Origin of the sequence: Variovorax paradoxus (genome assembly GCF_040544635.1) — a bacterium.
GTDB lineage: Bacteria > Pseudomonadota > Gammaproteobacteria > Burkholderiales > Burkholderiaceae_C > Variovorax > Variovorax paradoxus_R.
Genome location: NZ_JBEPKJ010000009.1, coordinates 207,137 through 226,036, shown reverse-complemented (window position 1 = coordinate 226,036; position 18,900 = coordinate 207,137). Strand labels below are relative to the sequence as shown.

The 18,900-nt window shown below is 64.6% G+C and carries 17 protein-coding genes; 6 read left to right on the top strand and 11 right to left on the bottom strand.

The window, feature by feature from the left end; genetic code table 11:
- Positions 1-2 precede the first annotated feature (2 nt).
- The 4 genes from ABIC94_RS16930 to ABIC94_RS16915 form a co-directional block, all read right to left on the bottom strand.
- Complete coding sequence (locus ABIC94_RS16930) at positions 3-293, bottom strand: DUF6587 family protein (protein ID WP_354374158.1); 291 nt, start codon at positions 291-293, stop codon at positions 3-5.
- Positions 294-321: 28 nt separating this feature from the next.
- Positions 322-2,217, bottom strand: coding sequence for a ferrous iron transporter B (gene feoB, locus ABIC94_RS16925; protein ID WP_354374157.1), 1,896 nt, complete (start codon positions 2,215-2,217; stop codon positions 322-324).
- Complete coding sequence (locus ABIC94_RS16920) at positions 2,210-2,515, bottom strand: FeoA family protein (protein ID WP_354374156.1); 306 nt, start codon at positions 2,513-2,515, stop codon at positions 2,210-2,212. Before ABIC94_RS16920 ends, feoB begins: the two co-directional genes overlap by 8 nt.
- Positions 2,516-2,689: 174 nt before the next feature.
- Positions 2,690-3,448 (bottom strand): hypothetical protein, encoded by a 759-nt coding sequence (locus tag ABIC94_RS16915; protein ID WP_354374155.1) that lies wholly within the window; start codon positions 3,446-3,448, stop codon positions 2,690-2,692.
- 201 nt (positions 3,449-3,649) lie between these two features.
- Here ABIC94_RS16915 and ABIC94_RS16910 point away from each other — a divergent pair, with 201 nt between their 5' ends.
- On the top strand, positions 3,650-4,381 hold the full coding sequence (locus tag ABIC94_RS16910; RefSeq protein ID WP_354374154.1) for an FRG domain-containing protein: 732 nt from the start codon (positions 3,650-3,652) through the stop codon (positions 4,379-4,381).
- Between the two features lie 175 nt (positions 4,382-4,556).
- On the opposite strand, the gene ABIC94_RS16905 is transcribed toward ABIC94_RS16910, so the two are convergent.
- Positions 4,557-7,421 (bottom strand): aconitate hydratase, encoded by a 2,865-nt coding sequence (locus ABIC94_RS16905; RefSeq protein ID WP_354374153.1) that lies wholly within the window; start codon positions 7,419-7,421, stop codon positions 4,557-4,559.
- Between the two features lie 162 nt (positions 7,422-7,583).
- Positions 7,584-7,997 carry a hypothetical protein gene (locus ABIC94_RS16900; RefSeq protein ID WP_354374152.1) on the bottom strand — a complete coding sequence of 138 codons (414 nt, stop codon included), beginning with the start codon at positions 7,995-7,997 and terminating at the stop codon, positions 7,584-7,586.
- 132 nt (positions 7,998-8,129) lie between these two features.
- On the opposite strand from ABIC94_RS16900, the gene ABIC94_RS16895 reads away from it, so the two are divergent.
- Entirely contained in the window at positions 8,130-8,972 is an 843-nt protein-coding gene (locus tag ABIC94_RS16895; protein WP_354374151.1) for a helix-turn-helix domain-containing protein, read from the top strand.
- 52 nt (positions 8,973-9,024) lie between these two features.
- Here ABIC94_RS16895 and ABIC94_RS16890 read toward each other — a convergent pair whose 3' ends face one another.
- From ABIC94_RS16890 to ABIC94_RS16870, 5 genes are all read right to left on the bottom strand, one after another.
- On the bottom strand, positions 9,025-11,628 hold the full coding sequence (locus ABIC94_RS16890; RefSeq protein ID WP_354374150.1) for a bifunctional aconitate hydratase 2/2-methylisocitrate dehydratase: 2,604 nt from the start codon (positions 11,626-11,628) through the stop codon (positions 9,025-9,027).
- A 79-nt stretch (positions 11,629-11,707) separates the two neighbouring features.
- Positions 11,708-12,259, bottom strand: coding sequence for a hypothetical protein (locus tag ABIC94_RS16885; RefSeq protein WP_354374149.1), 552 nt, complete (start codon positions 12,257-12,259; stop codon positions 11,708-11,710).
- Positions 12,260-12,290: 31 nt separating this feature from the next.
- On the bottom strand, positions 12,291-13,289 hold the full coding sequence (locus ABIC94_RS16880; protein WP_354374148.1) for an HpcH/HpaI aldolase/citrate lyase family protein: 999 nt from the start codon (positions 13,287-13,289) through the stop codon (positions 12,291-12,293).
- Positions 13,286-14,065, bottom strand: coding sequence for a trans-aconitate 2-methyltransferase (gene tam, locus ABIC94_RS16875; protein ID WP_354374147.1), 780 nt, complete (start codon positions 14,063-14,065; stop codon positions 13,286-13,288). The genes ABIC94_RS16880 and tam overlap by 4 nt, the downstream gene beginning before the upstream one ends.
- A gap of 20 nt (positions 14,066-14,085) precedes the next feature.
- Entirely contained in the window at positions 14,086-15,072 is a 987-nt protein-coding gene (locus tag ABIC94_RS16870; RefSeq protein WP_307702257.1) for a malate dehydrogenase, read from the bottom strand.
- A 183-nt stretch (positions 15,073-15,255) separates the two neighbouring features.
- Between ABIC94_RS16870 and ABIC94_RS16865 the strand changes: the two genes are divergently transcribed.
- The 4 genes from ABIC94_RS16865 (at position 15,256) to sdhA (ending at position 18,880) form a co-directional block, all read left to right on the top strand.
- A complete protein-coding gene (locus tag ABIC94_RS16865) occupies positions 15,256-16,014 on the top strand; it encodes a GntR family transcriptional regulator (protein WP_354374146.1) in 759 nt (252 codons plus the stop codon).
- 224 nt (positions 16,015-16,238) lie between these two features.
- Complete coding sequence (sdhC, locus tag ABIC94_RS16860) at positions 16,239-16,685, top strand: succinate dehydrogenase, cytochrome b556 subunit (RefSeq protein WP_354374145.1); 447 nt, start codon at positions 16,239-16,241, stop codon at positions 16,683-16,685.
- Between the two features lie 13 nt (positions 16,686-16,698).
- Positions 16,699-17,064: a succinate dehydrogenase, hydrophobic membrane anchor protein gene (gene sdhD, locus ABIC94_RS16855; RefSeq protein WP_055804289.1), complete on the top strand. Its 366-nt coding sequence runs from the start codon at positions 16,699-16,701 to the stop codon at positions 17,062-17,064.
- 7 nt (positions 17,065-17,071) lie between these two features.
- The gene (sdhA, locus tag ABIC94_RS16850; RefSeq protein WP_354374144.1) at positions 17,072-18,880 is read left to right on the top strand and encodes a succinate dehydrogenase flavoprotein subunit; all 1,809 of its coding nucleotides are present in this window, start codon (positions 17,072-17,074) and stop codon (positions 18,878-18,880) included.
- Positions 18,881-18,900 lie beyond the last annotated feature (20 nt).

Below are 18,900 nucleotides of genomic sequence, written 5' to 3'. Positions count from 1 at the left end.
CCTCAGCGGCTGTGCGAGGACAGCGGGCCCTGGCCAGCTTTGTCGGATCCGGGTTTGTGGTCGGTTGCCTTGGGCCCGCAACTGCCGCAACTGTCGCAAGAGCCGCAGCCCGAAGTCTTGGCAAGCGAAGCCGCCAACTGGTTGGCGCGCTCCTGGTCGACCAGCCCGGCACGGTGCGTACCGGCCGCAAGCTTCTGCGCCGCGCTGCGCCGCCAGCCCGCGGGCATCCAGCGCCAGACCGCGTAGAACGCGGCGGCGGCGACGATCAATCCGACGATCAGTTGCTGTGCCATTTCTTCTTCAAACCTTTCATTGCAGGTTTTAACCTGCTCCGAGCGCCACCGCAACGCGGTAGGTGATGAAGCATGCCGCATAGGCGAGCGCGAACAGGTAGCCCGCCATGATCCACACGTATTTCCACGACCCGGTTTCGCGCTTCACGGCCGCCAGCGTCGAGATGCACTGTGGCGCGAACACATACCAGACCAGCAGCGACAGCGCGGTGGCGAGCGACCAGCTGCCCGCGATCAGCGGCTCGAGCTGGTTCGCCACGTCGTCGCCGGTGGCCGAGAGCGCATACACCGTGCCGAGCGCGCCCACCGCCACCTCACGCGCCGCCATGCCCGGCACCAGCGCGATGGATATCTGCCAGTTGAAGCCGATGGGCGCGAAGATGTGTTCGAGCCCCCGGCCGATCATGCCGGCCAGGCTGTACTGAATGGCAGGCCCGGTGGCGCCCTCCGGTGGCGACGGAAAGGTGGACAGGAACCACAGCAGGATGGTGAGCGTGAGAATGATCGTGCCCACGCGCTGGATGAAGATCCACGCCCGCTCGTAAAGGCCCAGCGCCAGGTTGCGCACGTTGGGCCAGCGGTACGCCGGCAGTTCCATCATCAGCGGCGAATGCTGCTTGTTGTCGCGAAAGCGCTTCATCACCCAGGCCACCGCCATCGCCGAGACGATGCCGAACACATACAGCGCGAACAGCACCACGCCCTGCAGGTTGAACACGCCGCCCACGGTGCGCGCGGGAATGAACGCCGCAATGAGCAGCGCATAGACCGGCAGGCGTGCCGAGCAGGTCATGAGCGGCGCAATCATGATGGTGGTGATGCGGTCGCGCCAGTTGCTGATGGTGCGCGTCGCCATCACGCCGGGAATGGCGCAGGCAAAGCTCGAAAGCAGCGGAATGAAGGAGCGGCCCGAGAGCCCCACGGTGCCCATCACGCGGTCGAGCAGGAACGCAGCGCGCGGCAAGTAGCCCGAGTCTTCCAACGCCAGGATGAACAGGAACAAGATCAGGATCTGCGGCAAGAAAACGACCACGCCGCCCACGCCGGCAATGACGCCATCGACCAGCAGGCTTTGCAGCATGCCCTCGGGCATGCGGGTCTTCAGCAGCTCGCCAAGGCCCTCGGTTGCCGCCTTGATGGCGTCCATCGGCACATTGGCCCAGCTGAACACGGCCTGGAACATCAGGAACATGGTGACCGCCAGCACCAGCATGCCCCACACGGGGTGCATCACCACACGGTCGATGCGGTCGCTGGTGGCCAGGCTTCCAACCGGCTCACGCACGGCAAGGCCGAGGATGCGGCGCACCTCGCGTTGCGTGGCAAGCACGTCGTCGAGCCCCGGCGCCTGCCAGGGCTGCGGCGCGGCGGCGGCCACCGGCGCATCGAGGGCCTCGAGCAGGCCTTGCGCGCCGCCCGAGTGCACGCCGACAGTCTCGACGACCGGCACGCCCAGTTCGCGCGACAGCACGGCCGTGTCGACCGCAATGCCCTGCTTCTTCGCCATGTCGGTCATGTTGAGCGCCACCACCATCGGTACGCCGAGGCGCTTGGCCTCGAGCACGAGCCGCAGGTTGAGCCGCAGATTGGTGGCGTCGGTCACGCACACCAGCAGGTCGGGCAACGGCTCGCTGCTCTTGCCCGTGACCACGTCGCGCGTCACGGCCTCGTCGGCGCTGAGCGCGTTCAGGCTGTAGGCGCCCGGCAGGTCGAGCACGAACACGCGGCGGCCCGACGCGGTGCGCAGGGTGCCCTCCTTGCGCTCGACTGTGACGCCGGCGTAGTTGGCCACCTTCTGGCGGCTGCCGGTGAGCAGGTTGAAGAGCGCGGTCTTGCCGCAGTTCGGATTGCCGAGCAGTGCGACGCGCCCGGGCTGTGCGGTGGCTGCAAGGCGCCCCGGCCCCTGGATGACGGCCTCAACCATGGCTTGCGCCCTCCGGCACGCCCGGTGCCACATGGATCAGCGCGGCCTCGTGGCGGCGCAACGCAAAGGTGGTGTGGCCCAGCCGCACGGCCAGAGGCTCGCGCCCCGGAAGGCCGCTGGCAACGATGCGCACGGCCTCGCCGGGCACGAAGCCGATTTCGGTCAGGCGCAGCGCCAACTCTTGCCCCTCGGCATCGGCCGACCGCACGACGTCCAATACCGTCGCCCACTGATGGCTGGGTAGTTCGTCCAGGCGGATAGAGACAGGGGCAGCGGCCACGGAAAGAGGGATGGTCATGCGGGTTGGAACTCGTTCATCTCAGCAATGAGAACTATTATCATTGAAACGGGCTCGTCCCTGGTCTTGGTTGAAGCGCGGCGGCACGATAACTAGCGATGGTTCGCTGAGATAAATCGTTCAGATGCGCGTTGCAAAGGCTGCAAAGGAATTGCAGCGGTTGCACCGCCGGTCTTAGCTCCAGCGTTCGTTCAACAGCAAAAAAATGCTCGAAACGCCCAAGAGCAGCGGAAAACCAGCTTCAACGACCAACCAACGCAGGTTCTGGCTTCGGAGAAATAGTTGAAATGCGTTTTCAAACCGCTGAAGTGACACTGGAATCCGGACAGAGTTCACCACCCCTTTTGCTAGGCCCACCTCATGAGTGAGGGTCTGCATGTCGGATTTGAGGCCATCCAAGATCGATCGAATCGGCGCCCCCGGCTCTAGACCGCTTTGGAAGTCAGCGTGGCGTGACTCCTGAACAAATCTCGTCAGGTCTGCCTGGAGCTTTGTGGAGCCCTCATCGATGCGTTTCATTCGGGCACTTTGAGCCAGCCACCAGTTGTACAGAGTAGATTGGCGGGGATCGCTCGGATGGTCGGCGTCGGGGGACGAAAATCGGGCGCCGGTTATGAATGCGACTCTCGTGCCGGTCACCCGCAGCCGCCATTCTTGCAAACCGTCCATCGCACACCATGCGAAATGGATGAACATGTACAGGTTGATCGCCAAGAGTCCGGTTTTCAGGTTCTCTGTGGTCAGGCCCTCAAATGTCACGCCGAGCAACGTGTTCTGCGGGGCAACCTTGACGTCCAGAATGATCATGGCGATCGTGATGCAGGCCACGATCATTAAATTGAGCCGAATCTTTGAGGTGGCGTCAGAAAACTCTGGAAGCACTGGTTTGCCGAGCGCCTCCCTCACCGCCTCAATTGCTTTTTCGTCCGTCATGCGCGTCTCTGTTTTCAAGGAGTTGAGGGGCCTACCCTATACACGCCCCCATCCATCGCAGCGGCGTCAACGGAATATGTCACATCTTCTCTCTCGCTTCGGTGGAAGCCTCCAAGGCCGCGCGTAGACAACAATACTGCTCGCCGCCTGCCTCACGCCGGATGTTCCGGGCTTTCGCAGACGGCTTACAAGAGGAGCAGCATGGCAACAACGATGACGATTCCCAGCGAGAGGGTGAACGACTTTGGCGCTTATGTCCGAGTGGTCGAGCGCCTTCAGAATGACGAGGGCCAATACATTTTTCGCGGGCAGGACAGACGCGGGAACCTGCTACCCGGCGTCGCGCGCGGCACCCCAGATCGCAACCGCGTGCTGAGTGAGAGCGACGCATTGGAGCAATTTGGACTCTTGGGGGCGTCTCTCATGTCTCCTGGCCAACACACGATGGTCGACTTGATGGTCATAGCTCAGCACCACGGGTTGAAGACTCGCCTGCTTGACTGGTCGGCCAACCCATTGGTGGCCTTGTTTTTTGCTTGCAGCTCGCACGAACCAGGCCCGGTCTACGTCTATGTGCTGCACGCGGAGAAGCTTCTTGACAGGACCGTCTACGAGGGCGATCCATTCGGACGACGGAAGACCGTGGTATTCCAACCGCGGCTGAACAACCCGCGGGTCACCGCCCAAGATGGCTGGTTCACTTTGCACGCCTTTGCAAGCCAAGGCAAATTCGTGACGCTGGAAAGCAATCGGCAGGTGAAGCCTCATCTGTCAGAGATCGTGATTCCATCCGCTGCGAGGGAACCCATCCTAGACATGTTGCAAGCCACGGGCTTCACGCCGAAATCCATGTTCCCGGATCTCGTAGGCTTGTGCGCACATCTGAACCTGAAGCACAGCCTCACCTCTAGGCCAGACTTTGCCGACTTGTAGCCTTTAGAAGAGTCAAGCCGGTTCGGCCTCGCGGTCCCCAGTTGTAGATGATCAGTTCCTGGCGCTCAGCCCGGTTGGCACCGCCGCCCGCGGTGTAGTCGATGGCCAGGCACTCCACGCCGAGCCTTCGAAGCACCGCCGAATATCCGGGTGGTCGTTGAGACGCCCTGCATCATCAGGCAAGCAACTGCCGCAGCACGAACGGCAGGATGCCGCCGTGCTTGTAGTAGTCCACCTCGATCGGCGTGTCGATGCGAAGGCGCACTGTCACCTCCTGGTGCGTGCCGTCGGCACGGTGCACGACCAGCTTCACATCCATCTGCGGCTTGAGTGCTCCGCCGATCACCACGTCGATTTTTTCTTCGCCCGTGAGGCCCAGCGTCTGCCATGAATCGGCACCGCGGAACTGCAGCGGCAACACGCCCATGCCGACCAGATTGGCGCGGTGAATGCGCTCGAAGCTGCGCGCCACCACGGCCTTGATGCCCAGCAGCTGCGTGCCCTTGGCGGCCCAGTCGCGCGACGAGCCGGTGCCGTATTCCTCGCCGCCAAAGACCACGGTCGGAATGCCCTGCTCCATGTACTTCATGGCAGCGTCGTAGATGAACATCTTCTGGTTGCCAGGCTGGAACAGCGTGACGCCGCCCTCTTCCTGCGTGCCGTTGATGTCCGGCGGAATCATCAGGTTCTTGATGCGCACGTTGGCAAAAGTGCCGCGCATCATCACGTCGTGATTGCCGCGCCGCGAGCCGTAGCTGTTGAAGTCGGCCTTGGCCACGCCGTGCGCCTTGAGCCAGATGCCCGCGGGCGAGCTTTCCTTGATGGAACCTGCGGGCGAAATATGGTCGGTGGTGATCGAGTCGCCGAAGAGCGCCATGATCCGCGCGCCCTTGAAGCCCGCGTCCGACGCGTGCGGCTCCATCTTGAAGCCCTCGAAAAACGGCGGCTCGGCGATGTAGGTCGAAGAAGGCCAGTCGTAGACCTGGCCGTTGGTGCCCTGGATGCTGCTCCAGAACTTGCCGGGGTCGGTCTTCACCTTGTCGTAGTTCTCGCGGAACGACTTGGCGTTCATCGCATAGCGCAGGTTGTCGTCGATTTCCTTCGGCGTCGGCCAGATGTCGCCCAGGTACACGTTCTTGCCGTTCTTGCCCTTGCCGACCGGCTCAGTCATGAGGTCGACCATCACGTTGCCCGCAATCGCAAAGGCCACCACCAGCGGCGGCGAGGCCAGGAAGTTGGCCTTCAGGTTCGGATGGATGCGCGCCTCGAAGTTGCGGTTGCCCGAAAGCACGGCCGCACCGACCAGGTCGTTCTTGGTGATGGCGTCGTTGATCTCCGGCGTGAGGTCTCCCGCGTTGCCGATGCAGGTGGTGCAACCATAGCCGGCCAGATAGAAACCGAGCTTTTCGAGATACGGCAGCAGGCCCGCTTTCTCGAGGTATTCGGTGACGATGCGGGAGCCGGGCGCGAGCGAGGTCTTGACGTGCGGCTTGACCGTGAGGCCCGCCTCCACCGCCTTCTTGGCCAGCAGGCCGGCCGCGAGCATCACGCTCGGGTTGGAGGTGTTGGTGCACGAGGTAATGGCCGCGATCAGCACGTCGCCATTGCCGATGGTCACGCCGCCCTTGGGCGCCGCCGGCGCGGTGGCGTTCACATGCGCGGCCGCCTTGGTCGACCGGTTGGCCACCATCTCGACCACTTCGCGCGGCGCGCCGGGCGGCGGCGGCGCGGCTTCGTTGTCGTCGCCCTGGCCGCTCGTGGTCAGCGCATAGCGCAGCTTGAGCCGCTCGGCCGGCTGGTTGAAGCCGTTGGCGTCGTTGGGCTTGCTGAAGAGTTCTGAGAACTTGGTGGACAGGTGGCCCAGGTCGATGCGGTCCTGCGGCCGCTTCGGACCCGCGAGGCTCGGCGACACGGTGCCGAGGTCGAGCTTGACGATCTTGGTGTAGTCGATGTCGCCCGGGGCGGGCATGCCGAAGAGGCCTTGCGCCTTGTAGTAGGCCTCGAAGCGCTCGACCTCTTCCTTGGTGCGGCCGGTGCCTTCGAAATAGGCCACGGTCATTTCGTCGACCGGGAAGAAGCCCATGGTGGCGCCGTATTCGGGCGCCATGTTGCCGATGGTCGCGCGGTCCGGCACGGCGATGGACGCGGCCCCCGGGCCGAAGAACTCGACGAACTTGCCCACCACTTTTTCAGCGCGCAGGATGGCCGTGACGTACAGCACCAGGTCGGTGGCCGTGACGCCTTCGCGCAGCTTGCCGGTGAGCTCGAAGCCCACCACATCGGGCGTCAGCATGTACACGGGCTGGCCCAGCATGGCGGCCTCGGCCTCGATGCCGCCCACGCCCCAGCCGACCACGCCAACGCCGTTGATCATGGTGGTGTGGCTGTCGGTGCCGACCAGCGAGTCGGGGTAGTACACCGGCACCTCGGCGGTGTCGCTCGAGCTCTTATAGACGCCGCGCGCAAAGTATTCGAGGTTGACCTGGTGCACGATGCCGAAGCCGGGGGGCACGACACGGAAGGTGTCGAAGGCCTGCATGCCCCACTTCATGAACTGGTAGCGCTCGTTGTTGCGCTGGAACTCCAGCTTCATGTTGAGGTCGAGCGCATTGGAGGTGCCGTAGTAGTCGACCATCACGGAGTGGTCGACCACCAGGTCCACCGGCACCAGCGGCTCGATGGTCTTGGGCGACTTGCCGAGCTTGGCGGCCACGCTGCGCATGGCGGCCAGGTCGGCCAGCAGCGGCACGCCGGTGAAGTCCTGCAGCACCACGCGGGTCACGACGAAGGGAATTTCGTCGATTCGGTCTGCGTTGGGCGCCCAGTGCGCAAGTTCTTCGACATGCTTGGGCGAGACCTTTTGACCGTCGCAATTGCGCAGCACCGACTCGAGCACGATGCGGATCGACACCGGCAGCCGGTTCACGGAGGGATATTGTTTGGCCAGCTCCTTCAGGGACCAGTATTTGCCGGATGCGCCGGATGGGGTCTTGAAGGTCTTGAGGGTGGACGCAAAGGCGTGCGCCGGTGCTTTGGCCATTGAGGAACTCCTGTTGGTTCGATCTGTTCGTGGAAGCACCTCAAAGATAGCAGGGATCGATGTCAGTTGTTGTAGTCGGTCTTCCCTGCAATGCCCTTGAAGTGCCACCTTTCTCATGGCCAGAAATGCCGGGTAAACAGGTGTTGCCGGCATCCGCCGCGCTCAGGCCAGGGCCACGTTCGCGCCGCCGCGTGTCCGGCGCAGGCCCGTCCATTGCAGCTCGGCCAGCACCACCACGCACAGCGCCTGTGCCAGCACCCAGGCCATGCCCAATGCGGTAACCGCGAACATGCCGCTCATCAACAACGCCACGCACGCCACGGCCCAGCCGAAATTGCCGGCCACCACCAGCCCGATGAGCGTGCGGGGCGGTGTGCGGCGCATGGCCATGAAGGCCGCGGCCGCCGCGTATGCCAGCAGGAATACGCCGGTACTCATGAGCAAGGGCGCCGGCAGGCCGGTCAGCCGTGCCAGCGCATCGGTGAAAGCCACCTGCAACGCACCGGTTGCGGCGCAAGAGGCGGCGTCGGCCCACATGACGTTGGGGAGGAAACGGGGGGATGCAAAGACGGACATGAGAATCTCCTTCGGGTGGTACGCCGCAAGCCTGTCCTGCCGCGTTGGAGCCAATGATTCCGGAGGGTGCGCATCCCGTCGATAACCTCGGAGGTCATGGCGCACCGGCGCCGGCGCGCCAGAATGCGGGCCATGACTACTCCCCGCTCCCACTCGTCCAAGCCCGGCCAGCCCGGCGCGCGTGATCCGTTCGGCGCGCACCTGCGGCACTGGCGCACTCATCGCCGGCTGAGCCAGCTCGATCTCGCGCAGGAGGCCGAGGTTTCGACGCGCCACCTGAGCTATGTGGAAACCGGCCGTGCCGCACCCAGCCGCGAGATGGTGCTGCGCCTGGCCGAACGGCTGGAAGTGCCGCTGCGCGAGCGCAATGCACTGCTGGTGGCCGCGGGCTTCGCGCCGATGTACCGGCAGCGCTCGCTCGACGACCCCGCCCTGGCTTCGGCGCGGCGCGCGGTGGACCTGGTGCTGAAGGGCCACGAGCCGTTTCCCGCCCTGGCGGTGGACCGCCACTGGAACCTGGTGGCCTACAACGCGCTGGTGCCGATGCTCATGGCCGGCGCGGCGCCGGAGCTGGTGCAAGCCCCCATCAATGTGCTGCGCCTGAGCCTGCACCCCGAGGGCCTGGCCTCGCGCATCGCCAACCTTGCGCAGTGGCGCGCCCATCTGCTCGAACGCCTGCAGCAGCAGATTGCCGCGACAGGCGATGCCGTGCTGCAGGCGCTGCACGACGAGCTCGAGGCCTACCCCACGCCCAGCGTAAGCCACGACGCGCCGGCCGCGAACACGGAACTGTCAGGCGTCGTGGTGCCTTTTCAGCTGGTCACGCCGAACGGTGTGCTGAGCTTTATCAGCACCACCACGATCTTCGGCACGCCGGTGGACGTTACCTTGCAGGAGCTGGCGGTGGAGTCGTTCTTTCCGGCCGATACGCAGACGGCTGCGGCGCTGACCGCGCTGGCGGCACAGCCGGCATGAAAAAAGCCCCGCCGAAGCGGGGCTTTCTTGAACCGCGAGTTATGCGCTCTGATCAGGCTGCGACTGCGGCAGGCGCCACGACAGCAGCCGCTTCGGTCTTGTAGTCGTCGATCTTGTCGAAGTTCAGGTACTGGTAGATCTGGGCGCTCGATGCATCCAGCACGCCCGTTGCAGCCATGTACTCCTCGCGCGTCGGAATGCGGCCGAGGCGCGAGCAGATGGCGGCCAGTTCGGCCGAGCCGAGGTACACGTTGGTGTTCTTGCCCAAGCGGTTCGGGAAGTTGCGGGTGCTGGTCGACATGACCGTGGCGCCTTCGCGCACCTGCGCCTGGTTGCCCATGCACAGCGAGCAGCCCGGCATTTCGGTGCGCGCACCGGCATTGCCGAACACGCCGTAGTGGCCTTCTTCGGTGAGCTGCTGCGCGTCCATCTTGGTGGGCGGCGCAATCCACAGCTTGACCGGGATGTCGCGCTTGCCTTCGAGCAGCTTCGACGCGGCGCGGAAGTGGCCGATGTTGGTCATGCACGAGCCGATGAACACTTCGTCGATGACCGCGCCGGCCACGTCGCTCAGCGTCTTCACGTCGTCAGGGTCGTTCGGGCAGGCCACGATGGGTTCGTGGATTTCGGCCAGGTCGATCTCGATGACGGCGGCGTAGTCGGCGTCTGCATCGCCCTTGAGCAGTTGCGGGTCCTTGAGCCAGGCTTCCTGTGCGGCGATGCGGCGTGCCAGCGTGCGGGCGTCGGCATAGCCTTCGGCAATCATCCACTTCATCAGCGTGATGTTGCTGTTGATGTACTCGATGATCGGTTCCTTGTTCAGGTGCACCGTGCAGCCGGCGGCCGAGCGTTCGGCCGAGGCGTCGCTCAGTTCGAAGGCTTGTTCGACCTTCAGGTCGGGCAGGCCTTCGATTTCGAGGATGCGGCCCGAGAAGATGTTCTTCTTGCCTTGCTTGGCCACCGTCAGCAGACCCGACTTGATGGCGTACAGCGGAATGGCGTTGACCAGGTCGCGCAGCGTGACGCCGGGCTGCATCTTGCCCTTGAAGCGCACGAGCACCGATTCGGGCATGTCCAGCGGCATCACGCCGGTGGCGGCCGCGAAGGCCACGAGGCCGGAGCCGGCCGGGAAGCTGATGCCGATGGGGAAACGGGTGTGGCTGTCGCCGCCCGTGCCGACGGTGTCGGGCGTCAGCAGGCGGTTGAGCCAGCTGTGGATCACGCCATCGCCGGGGCGCAGCGAAACGCCGCCGCGGTTGGCCATGAACTCGGGGAGTTCGTGGTGCATCTTGACGTCGACCTTCTTCGGGTACGCCGCCGTGTGGCAGAACGACTGCATCACGAGGTCGGCCGAGAAGCCCAGGCAGGCCAGGTCCTTCAGCTCGTCGCGCGTCATCGGGCCGGTGGTGTCCTGCGAGCCGACCGAAGTCATCTTGGGTTCGCAGTACGTGCCCGGGCGAACGCCGGTGCCTTCGGGCAGGCCGCAAGCGCGGCCGACCATCTTCTGTGCGAGCGAGAAGCCCTTCTTGGTGTCGGCCGGGCTTTGCGGCAGGCGGAACAGCGTGGAGACCGGCAGGCCCAGCGCTTCGCGCGCCTTGGTCGTGAGGCCGCGGCCGATGATCAGCGGAATGCGGCCGCCGGCGCGCACTTCGTCGAACAGCACGTCGCTCTTGACGGTGAATTCGGCGATGACCTTGCCGTCCTTCAGCGCCTTGCCTTCGTAGGGACGCAGCTCGACCACGTCGCCCATGTTCATCTGGCTCACGTCGAGCTCGATGGGCAGTGCGCCCGAGTCTTCCATGGTGTTGTAGAAGATGGGGGCGATCTTGCCGCCGAGGCAGACGCCGCCGAAGCGCTTGTTGGGCACGAAGGGAATGTCTTCGCCGGTGAACCAGAGCACCGAGTTGGTGGCGCTCTTGCGCGAAGAGCCGGTGCCGACCACGTCGCCGGCGTAGGCCACGAGGTGGCCGCGCGCGCGCAGGTCTTCAATGAACTTCACCGGGCCGCGCTTGCCGTCTTCCTCGGGCACGATGCCGGGGCGGGCGTTCTTGTGCATCGCCAGGGCGTGCATCGGAATGTCGGGACGCGTGGTGGCGTCGGGTGCGGGGGACAGGTCGTCGGTGTTGATTTCACCGGCCACCTTGAAGATGCTGACCGTGATGCTTTGCGGCACTTCGGGGCGGCTGGTGAACCATTCGGCATCGGCCCAGCTTTGCAGCACGCCCTTGGCGTGGGCGTTGCCCTTGTCGGCCTTTTCCTTGACGTCGTGGAACTGGTCGAACATCAACAGGGTTTTCTTCAGGCCCTCGGCTGCCACGGCGCCTACTTCGGCGTCGTCGAGCAGGTCGATCATCGGGCTGATGTTGTAGCCGCCGAGCATGGTGCCGAGCAATTCGGTGGCGCGGGCGCGCGAAATGAACGCGTTCTTTTCGGTACCGTGGGCCACGGCCGCCAGGTAGCTCGCCTTGACCTTGGCCGCGTCGTCGACGCCGGCGGGCACGCGATAGGTGAGCAGATCGAGCAGGAAGGCACCGTCCTTGGCATTCGCGCTCTTGAGGAGCTCGATGGCTTCGGCAGTTTGCTTCGCGCTCAATGGCAGCGGCGGAATACCGAGCGCGGCGCGTTCGGCAACATGGTCAACGTAGGCTTGCAACATCTTCTTTTCTCCGGAAACTGGGCTGGCGGGCGTGCGGTACGGCAAGCAAGAGCCGCGCCGCACCCCTGGTTCGGTACTCTTATTTCTTGGCCGCGTCGGCGCCTTCGAACAGGCTCTTCGGCGGGTTCTTCTTCATTTCTTCGGCAAATGCGACCTGCTCTGCCGTCTGGCATTCATCGGCAATGCGCAGGCCCGCCTTCTGGTTCATCAGCATCGACTTGTTGCCGAGCTGGAGCCACATGGCGCCGGCACGGGCGTCTTCGAGGCGGATGGCGCCGGTGCGGCTTTCGACCGGGTGCATGCGGTACTTGAGGCCCTTGGTCGTCACGTTGAAGAAGCCGGGCTTCTTCTCGTCGGCCGCCACGGTCACGTCGGCGCCGAGTTCGCACTGTGCCTTGCCGAGCGAAACGCGCTTGGCGACTTCGAGGTCGGCGTCGGTCAGCACGATATTGGTTTCATCGGCGATGGGCGTCACTTCTTCGACGGCCTTGGCGGCCTTGCGGGTGACCTGCTTCTTGGGGGGCGCCTTCTTGGCTTCGGCCTTGGCGGCCGGCTTGGCAGCGGGGGTTTGCGCCGTGGCGGCAAACGGGAGCGCCAGGGCCAGGGCTGCGATCAGAGCAAGTTTCTTCATGGGTATTTCCTTGAGGCTGGATTCGTAAGTTTCAGGAGGCCGCGAGTGCAAACCAGGCTTTTGCCTCTGCAGGCAACGCGCGCCCTGTTGCGTGGGCACGCGTCAGCACTTGCCAAAAATGGCGATAGCTCGCGCGGTCGTGCAATGTGCCATCAATTTGTGTCGGCGCCCAATTCGCGAGTGCGGCATTTGTAATGATTTCTACGGCAATTTGAATCTGGGCCTCGTCCGGCGCAAACGCTTCCAGGATCGGCCGGATCTGGTTCGGATGAATGCTCCACATGCGCGTGTAGCCGAATTCGGTGGCCGCCTTGCGGGCCGCCGTGCGCATGGCGTCGGTGTTGTTGAACTCCGTGACCACGCAGTGCGAAGGCACCTTGCCGTAGGCGTGCGCCGCCGATGCGATGGCCAGCTTGGCGCGCACCACCAGCGGATGCGTGAACTGGCCGGCCGCCCCCATGCCATCGGCGGGAATGGCGCCCGCGTGGGCGGAAACGAAGTCCATCAGGCCGAAGCTCAGCGATTGCACGCGCGGATGCGCCGCGATTTCGAACGCGTTGTGCACGGCGAGCGGCGATTCGATGAGCACATGCAGCGGCAGCGCATCGGCATCGGCGGCCTCGAGCGCCGCCACCGCCTGCGCCACATCGGCCGCGGATTCGACCTTGGGCACCATCAGGTGGCTGAGCCGATGCCCGGCGCGGCCCGCAATGGTGATCACGTCGCCGGCGAAGGCCGGGTGATCGACGGGATGAACGCGCACACCGACTCGCATGCCCGGCTTTGCGGCAAGTGCCAGTTCGGTGACGAGCGCGGCATGCTCCGCCTCGCCGCCCACGGGAGCACCGTCTTCACAATCGAGCGTGACGTCGAACACGCAGGCACCGAACTCCTCGGCCATTTCGGCCTGCAGAGCGAGGCTCTTCTTCATGCGGGCTTCAACGCCGCTGTAGTGGTCGCAAACGGGCAAGGTCACGGCACCGGCTTGCGCGCCAAGCAACACTTCGCCGGGATGGACGGACTTCGTCATGCTTTTTTCTGCGCCACGATGAACATGCGCGGGAAAGCCAGCAATCGCTTGCCGTCGGCATGAGCGGGATAGGCCTGGTCGACGCGGCGCTCGTACTCGGCGAGATAGCTTGCCTGCAGGTCGGCCGGCAGCCGATCCACGAAAGGCTTCAGTCCCGTGCCGCGCACCCATTCGACGATGGCCGCAGCGTCGGCCATGGGGTGCTGGTAAATGGTGTGCCATACATCGACCTTGGCCGCTTCGGGTGCCAGCAGGTCGTAGTAGCCGCCGAGCGGCAACAGCAAGGTGCGCATGCGGTCGGCATTGCCGATGGGCTCGGCCCAGGGCGCCTCGCCGGCCACGGCGCGCATCAGGCGGTGCGTGGGCTCTTCGCGGTTGTCGGGCATCTGGATGGCGAGCACGCCACCCGGGGCCAGCGCAGCGAACAGGCGCGGGATCAGCGTTTCGTGATCCGGCACCCACTGCAGGGCTGCGTTGGCATAAATGAGGTCGGGCGCTTGGTCTTGCGGCGCCCAGGTCGCGATGTCGCTCAACTCGAAGCGCGCTTGCGGCAGGCGCTCGCGCGCGCTGACCAGCATGGCTTCGGAGTTGTCGGTCCCGACGACGCGTGCCTTCGGGAACCGGCGTGCCAGCAGCTCGGTGGAATTGCCCGGTCCGCAGCCGAGGTCGACCACATGGGCCGCCTCGGACAACGGCACCCGCGCCAGGAGTTCCTGTGCGGGTCGGGTGCGCTCGTCCTCGTAGCGACGGTAGAGCGCGGGGTTCCAGTCGAGCATGCCGATGCTGCGATTTGCGATTACAGGAGGTGAGCGACGCCTGCCTGCTCGCCCTGCAGCTCTTCCAGGGTCTTGTTGATGCGTTCCTGGCTGAACGCGTCGATTTCGAGGCCTTCGACCAGCTTGTATTCGCCGTTCTCGCAGGTGACCGGGAAGCCGAACATGGTGTCCTTCGGAATGCCGTACTGGCCGTCCGACGGAATGCCCATGGTGACCCACTTGCCGTTGGTGCCCAGGGCCCAGTCGCGCATGTGGTCGATGGCGGCGTTGGCAGCCGAGGCAGCCGACGACAGGCCGCGCGCTTCGATGATGGCCGCGCCGCGCTTGCCGACGGTGGGCAGGAAGGTGTTGGCGTTCCATTCCTGGTCGTTGATCATCTTGGCAACGCTTTCGCCCTTGATGGTGGCAAAGCGGTAGTCGGCGTACATCGTGGGCGAGTGGTTGCCCCAGACGGTGAGCTTCTCGATGTCGGCCACGGGCTTGCCGGTCTTGGCAGCGATCTGGCTGGCGGCGCGGTTGTGGTCCAGGCGCAGCATGGCGGTGAAGTTCTTGCGCGGCAGGTCGGGGGCGCTCTTCATCGCGATGTAGGCGTTGGTGTTGGCGGGGTTGCCGACCACGAGCACCTTCACGTTGCGGCTGGCAACGGCGTTCAAGGCCTTGCCTTGCGCCGTGAAGATGGCGCCGTTGACGGCCAGCAGCTCGGCACGCTCCATGCCCGGGCCGCGCGGACGCGAACCGACCAAGAGGGCGTAGTCGGCGTCCTTGAAGGCGGTCATCGGGTCGCCGTGGGCTTCCATGCCGGCCAGCAGCGGGAAGGCGCAGTCGTCGAGTTCCATCATCACGCCCTTGAGCGCCTTCTGGGCCTTCTCGTCGGGGATTTCGAGCAATTGCAGGATGACCGGCTGGTCTTTGCCGAGCATTTCGCCGGACGCGATACGGAACAACAAGGCGTAACCGATTTGACCGGCGGCACCGGTGACGGCAACGCGGACGGGTTTTTTGCTCATGGGAAGACTCCAGAAGATGGTGAAACGGTGTCGGCGGGCGCGCGTAGCGCCGGTGTCCTGCAGGGCGGAAATCCTTCCCGCGGCGCAGGCCGGCCCGCATTTTAAGCCGAATCGGCGCAAGCCGTCTTATGTCTTATATAAGATATGCTCGGAGGTTCCGCCACGGCGCACCCCACCGCTGCCATGAATGCCCCCACCGTCCTTGAAGAATCTGCGACGCCATCCTTCAGTCCGCTCTATCAGCAGATCAAGACTTTGATCCTGCAGAGCCTGCAGGCCGGCGAGTGGAAGCCGGGCGAGCCGATCCCGAGCGAAATGGATCTTGCAGCGCGGTATCGCGTGAGCCAGGGCACGGTGCGCAAGGCCATCGACGAGCTGGCGGCCGAAAATCTGGTGGTGCGGCGCCAGGGCAAGGGCACCTTCGTTGCCACGCATGCCGAGCAGCACGTGCAGTACCGCTTTCTCAAGCTCGTGCCCGATGTCGGCACGCCGAGCACCGAAGGCCCGGCCGAGCGCACCATCGTCGATTGCCGCCGCCAGCGCGCCTCGGCCGACGTGGCGCGCGCGTTGGGCCTGCGCACGGGCGACGCGGTGCTGCAGGTGCGGCGCGTGCTCGCCTACGTGGGCGTGCCGACCATTCTCGAAGACCTCTGGCTCCCCGGAGCGCCCTTCAAGGGACTCACGGCCGAGCGGCTGCGGGCCTGGCCGGGCCCGATGTACGCCATGTTCGAAACCGAATTCGGCGTGCGCATGGTGCGCGCCGAAGAAAAAATTCGCGCGGTGCTGCCCGATCCGGAGCAGGCGGCGCTGCTCGACGTGTCGCTGCAGATGCCTTTGCTCAGCGTGGAGCGCCTGGCCCACACCTATCACGACATGCCGATGGAACTGCGTCGCGGCCTCTATCGCACCGACACGCACCACTACCGCAATCAGCTCGGCTGAGATCGCGTCAAATGAAACCACGATCGACCCGCATTGCAGCATCGGCGCCCCCTGCGCAGCACGCTCCGAAGTCAATAGCATCCGACTGCAGCGCTGCGCCGACAAGAGCACCTCCGCCATGCAATGGTGCATTGCAATAGAATTTTGCGTTGTTTGCATTCCGCAGAAGAAACAAAAGCGTTCGCTATCAGAACAAGCCACCAAGCCACGAAAGCCTCCCCCCAATGACAGAGCTTGCAACCCCTCCCCGGCCGCCGCGTCGCGAATTCCGGAACATCAATGCCTTCACCGATCTCACGACCTACCGGTTGCCGCCGGCCGGCATCGTGTCGATCCTGCACCGCGTGAGCGGCGTGATCATGTTCCTGCTGCTGCCGTTCATCATCTGGATGTTCGACACCTCGCTTTCGTCCGACTATTCGTTTGCCAGATTCAAGGCCGCCTTCAACAGCGGCCTTGGTTTCGTTCCGGGCTGGTTCTTCAAGCTGGTCGCTCTCGCGCTGATCTGGGCCTACCTGCACCATTTCATCGCCGGCCTGCGCCACCTCTGGATGGACGTGAGCCACGCCGCCGTCACCAAGGAATTCGGACACAGTTCGGCGATCGCCACGCTGTTCCTGAGCATCGTGCTCACGTTGGTGCTCGGCGCCAAGTTGTTCGGCCTGTACTGAGAAGGAGCCAACCATGTCTGTGAATTACGGCTCCAAGCGCATCGTCGTCGGCGCGCATTACGGTTTGCGCGACTGGCTCAGCCAGCGCATCACGGGCGGCCTGATGGCGCTCTTCACGATCATCCTGCTCGCGCAACTGATCTTCACGCGTGGTCCCCTCGGCTACGACCTCTGGGCCGGCATCTTCGCCGCGCAGTGGATGAAGGTGCTGACCTTCTCCGTGATCGTTTCCCTGCTCTATCACGTGTGGGTTGGCATGCGCGATGTGTGGATGGACTATGTCCAGCCCGTCGGCATTCGCCTCGCCCTTCAAATTTTCACCATCGTCTGGCTTGTCGGTTGTGCGGGTTGGGCCATTCAAGTGCTTTGGAAGATCTGACCCCACCATGACCTACACAAAAGAACAAATCACCAAGCGCAAGTTCGACGTCGTGATCGTCGGTGCCGGCGGCTCCGGCATGCGCGCTTCGCTGCAACTGGCCCGCGCCGGCCTGAACGTGGCGGTGCTCTCCAAGGTGTTCCCCACGCGCTCGCACACGGTCGCGGCCCAAGGCGGCGTGGGCGCATCGCTCGGCAACATGAGCGAGGACAACTGGCACTACCACTTCTACGACACGATCAAGGGCTCCGACTGGCTCGGCGACCAGGACGCGATCGAGTTCATGTGCCGTGAAGCACCGAAGGTCGTGTACGAGCTCGAACACTTCGGCATGCCGTTCGACCGCAACCCCGACGGCACGATCTACCAGCGTCCGTTCGGCGGCCACACGGCCAACTACGGCGAAAAGCCCGTGCAGCGCGCCTGCGCCGCGGCCGACCGCACCGGCCACGCCATGCTGCACACGCTCTACCAGAAGAACGTCGAGGCACGCACCCAGTTCTTCGTCGAATGGATGGCCCTCGACCTGATCCGCGACGCCGAAGGCGACGTGGTCGGCGTCACGGCCCTCGAAATGGAAACCGGCGACCTGCACATCCTGCAGGCCAAGACGGTGCTGCTGGCCACCGGCGGCGCGGGCCGCATCTTCCAGGCCTCGACCAACGCCTTCATCAACACGGGCGACGGCCTGGGCATGGCCGCGCGTTCGGGTATTCCGCTGCAGGACATGGAGTTCTGGCAGTTCCACCCGACCGGCGTGGCCGGTGCCGGCGTGCTGCTGACCGAAGGCTGCCGCGGCGAAGGCGCCATCCTGCTCAACAGCAACGGCGAACGCTTCATGGAGCGCTATGCGCCCACCCTGAAAGACCTGGCACCGCGCGACTTCGTTTCGCGCTCGATGGACCAGGAAATCAAGGAAGGCCGCGGCTGCGGTCCCAACAAGGACTACGTGCTGCTGAAGCTCGACCACCTCGGTGCCGAGACCATCCACAAGCGCCTGCCCTCGGTGTACGAAATCGGCGTGAATTTCGCCAACGTCGACATCACCAAGGAGCCGATTCCCGTGGTGCCGACCATCCACTACCAGATGGGCGGCATTCCGACCAACATCAACGGCCAGGTCGTGATTCAGCAGGGCGAGCAGAACAGCGCCGTGGTGAACGGCCTCTATGCCGTGGGCGAATGCTCCTGCGTGAGCGTGCATGGCGCCAACCGCCTGGGCACCAATTCGCTGCTCGACCTGCTGGTGTTCGGCCGCGCGGCCGGCAACCACATCGTCGAGTTCAATGACAAGCTGAAAGAGCACAAGCCGCTGCCGGCTGATGCCGCCGACCGCACGCTGGAGCGCCTGAACCGGCTCGAAGCGACCACCGACGGCGAATACGCGCAGGACGTGGCCGGCGAAATCCGCGCCGTCATGCAGCAGCACGCCGCCGTGTTCCGCAAGCAAGCCTCGATGGACGAAGGCGTGGTCAAGATCGCTGCCGTGCGCGAGCGCGTCAACGCCATCGGCCTGAAGGACAAGTCCAAGGTGTTCAACACCGCGCGCATCGAAGCGCTGGAAGTCGACAACCTCATCGAAGTGGCGCAGGCCACGATGGTCTCGGCGGCCGCACGCAAGGAATGCCGCGGCGCGCACACGGTGGAAGACTACGAGCGTCCGTCGGACGACCCGGTGGCACCGCTCGGCCGCGACGACGCGAACTGGATGAAGCACACGCTCTGGTACAGCCAGGACAACCGCCTCTCCTACAAGCCGGTCAACCTCAAGCCGCTGACGGTCGACTCCGTTCCTCCCAAGGTCCGTACGTTCTAAACAAGAACAACATCACAAGG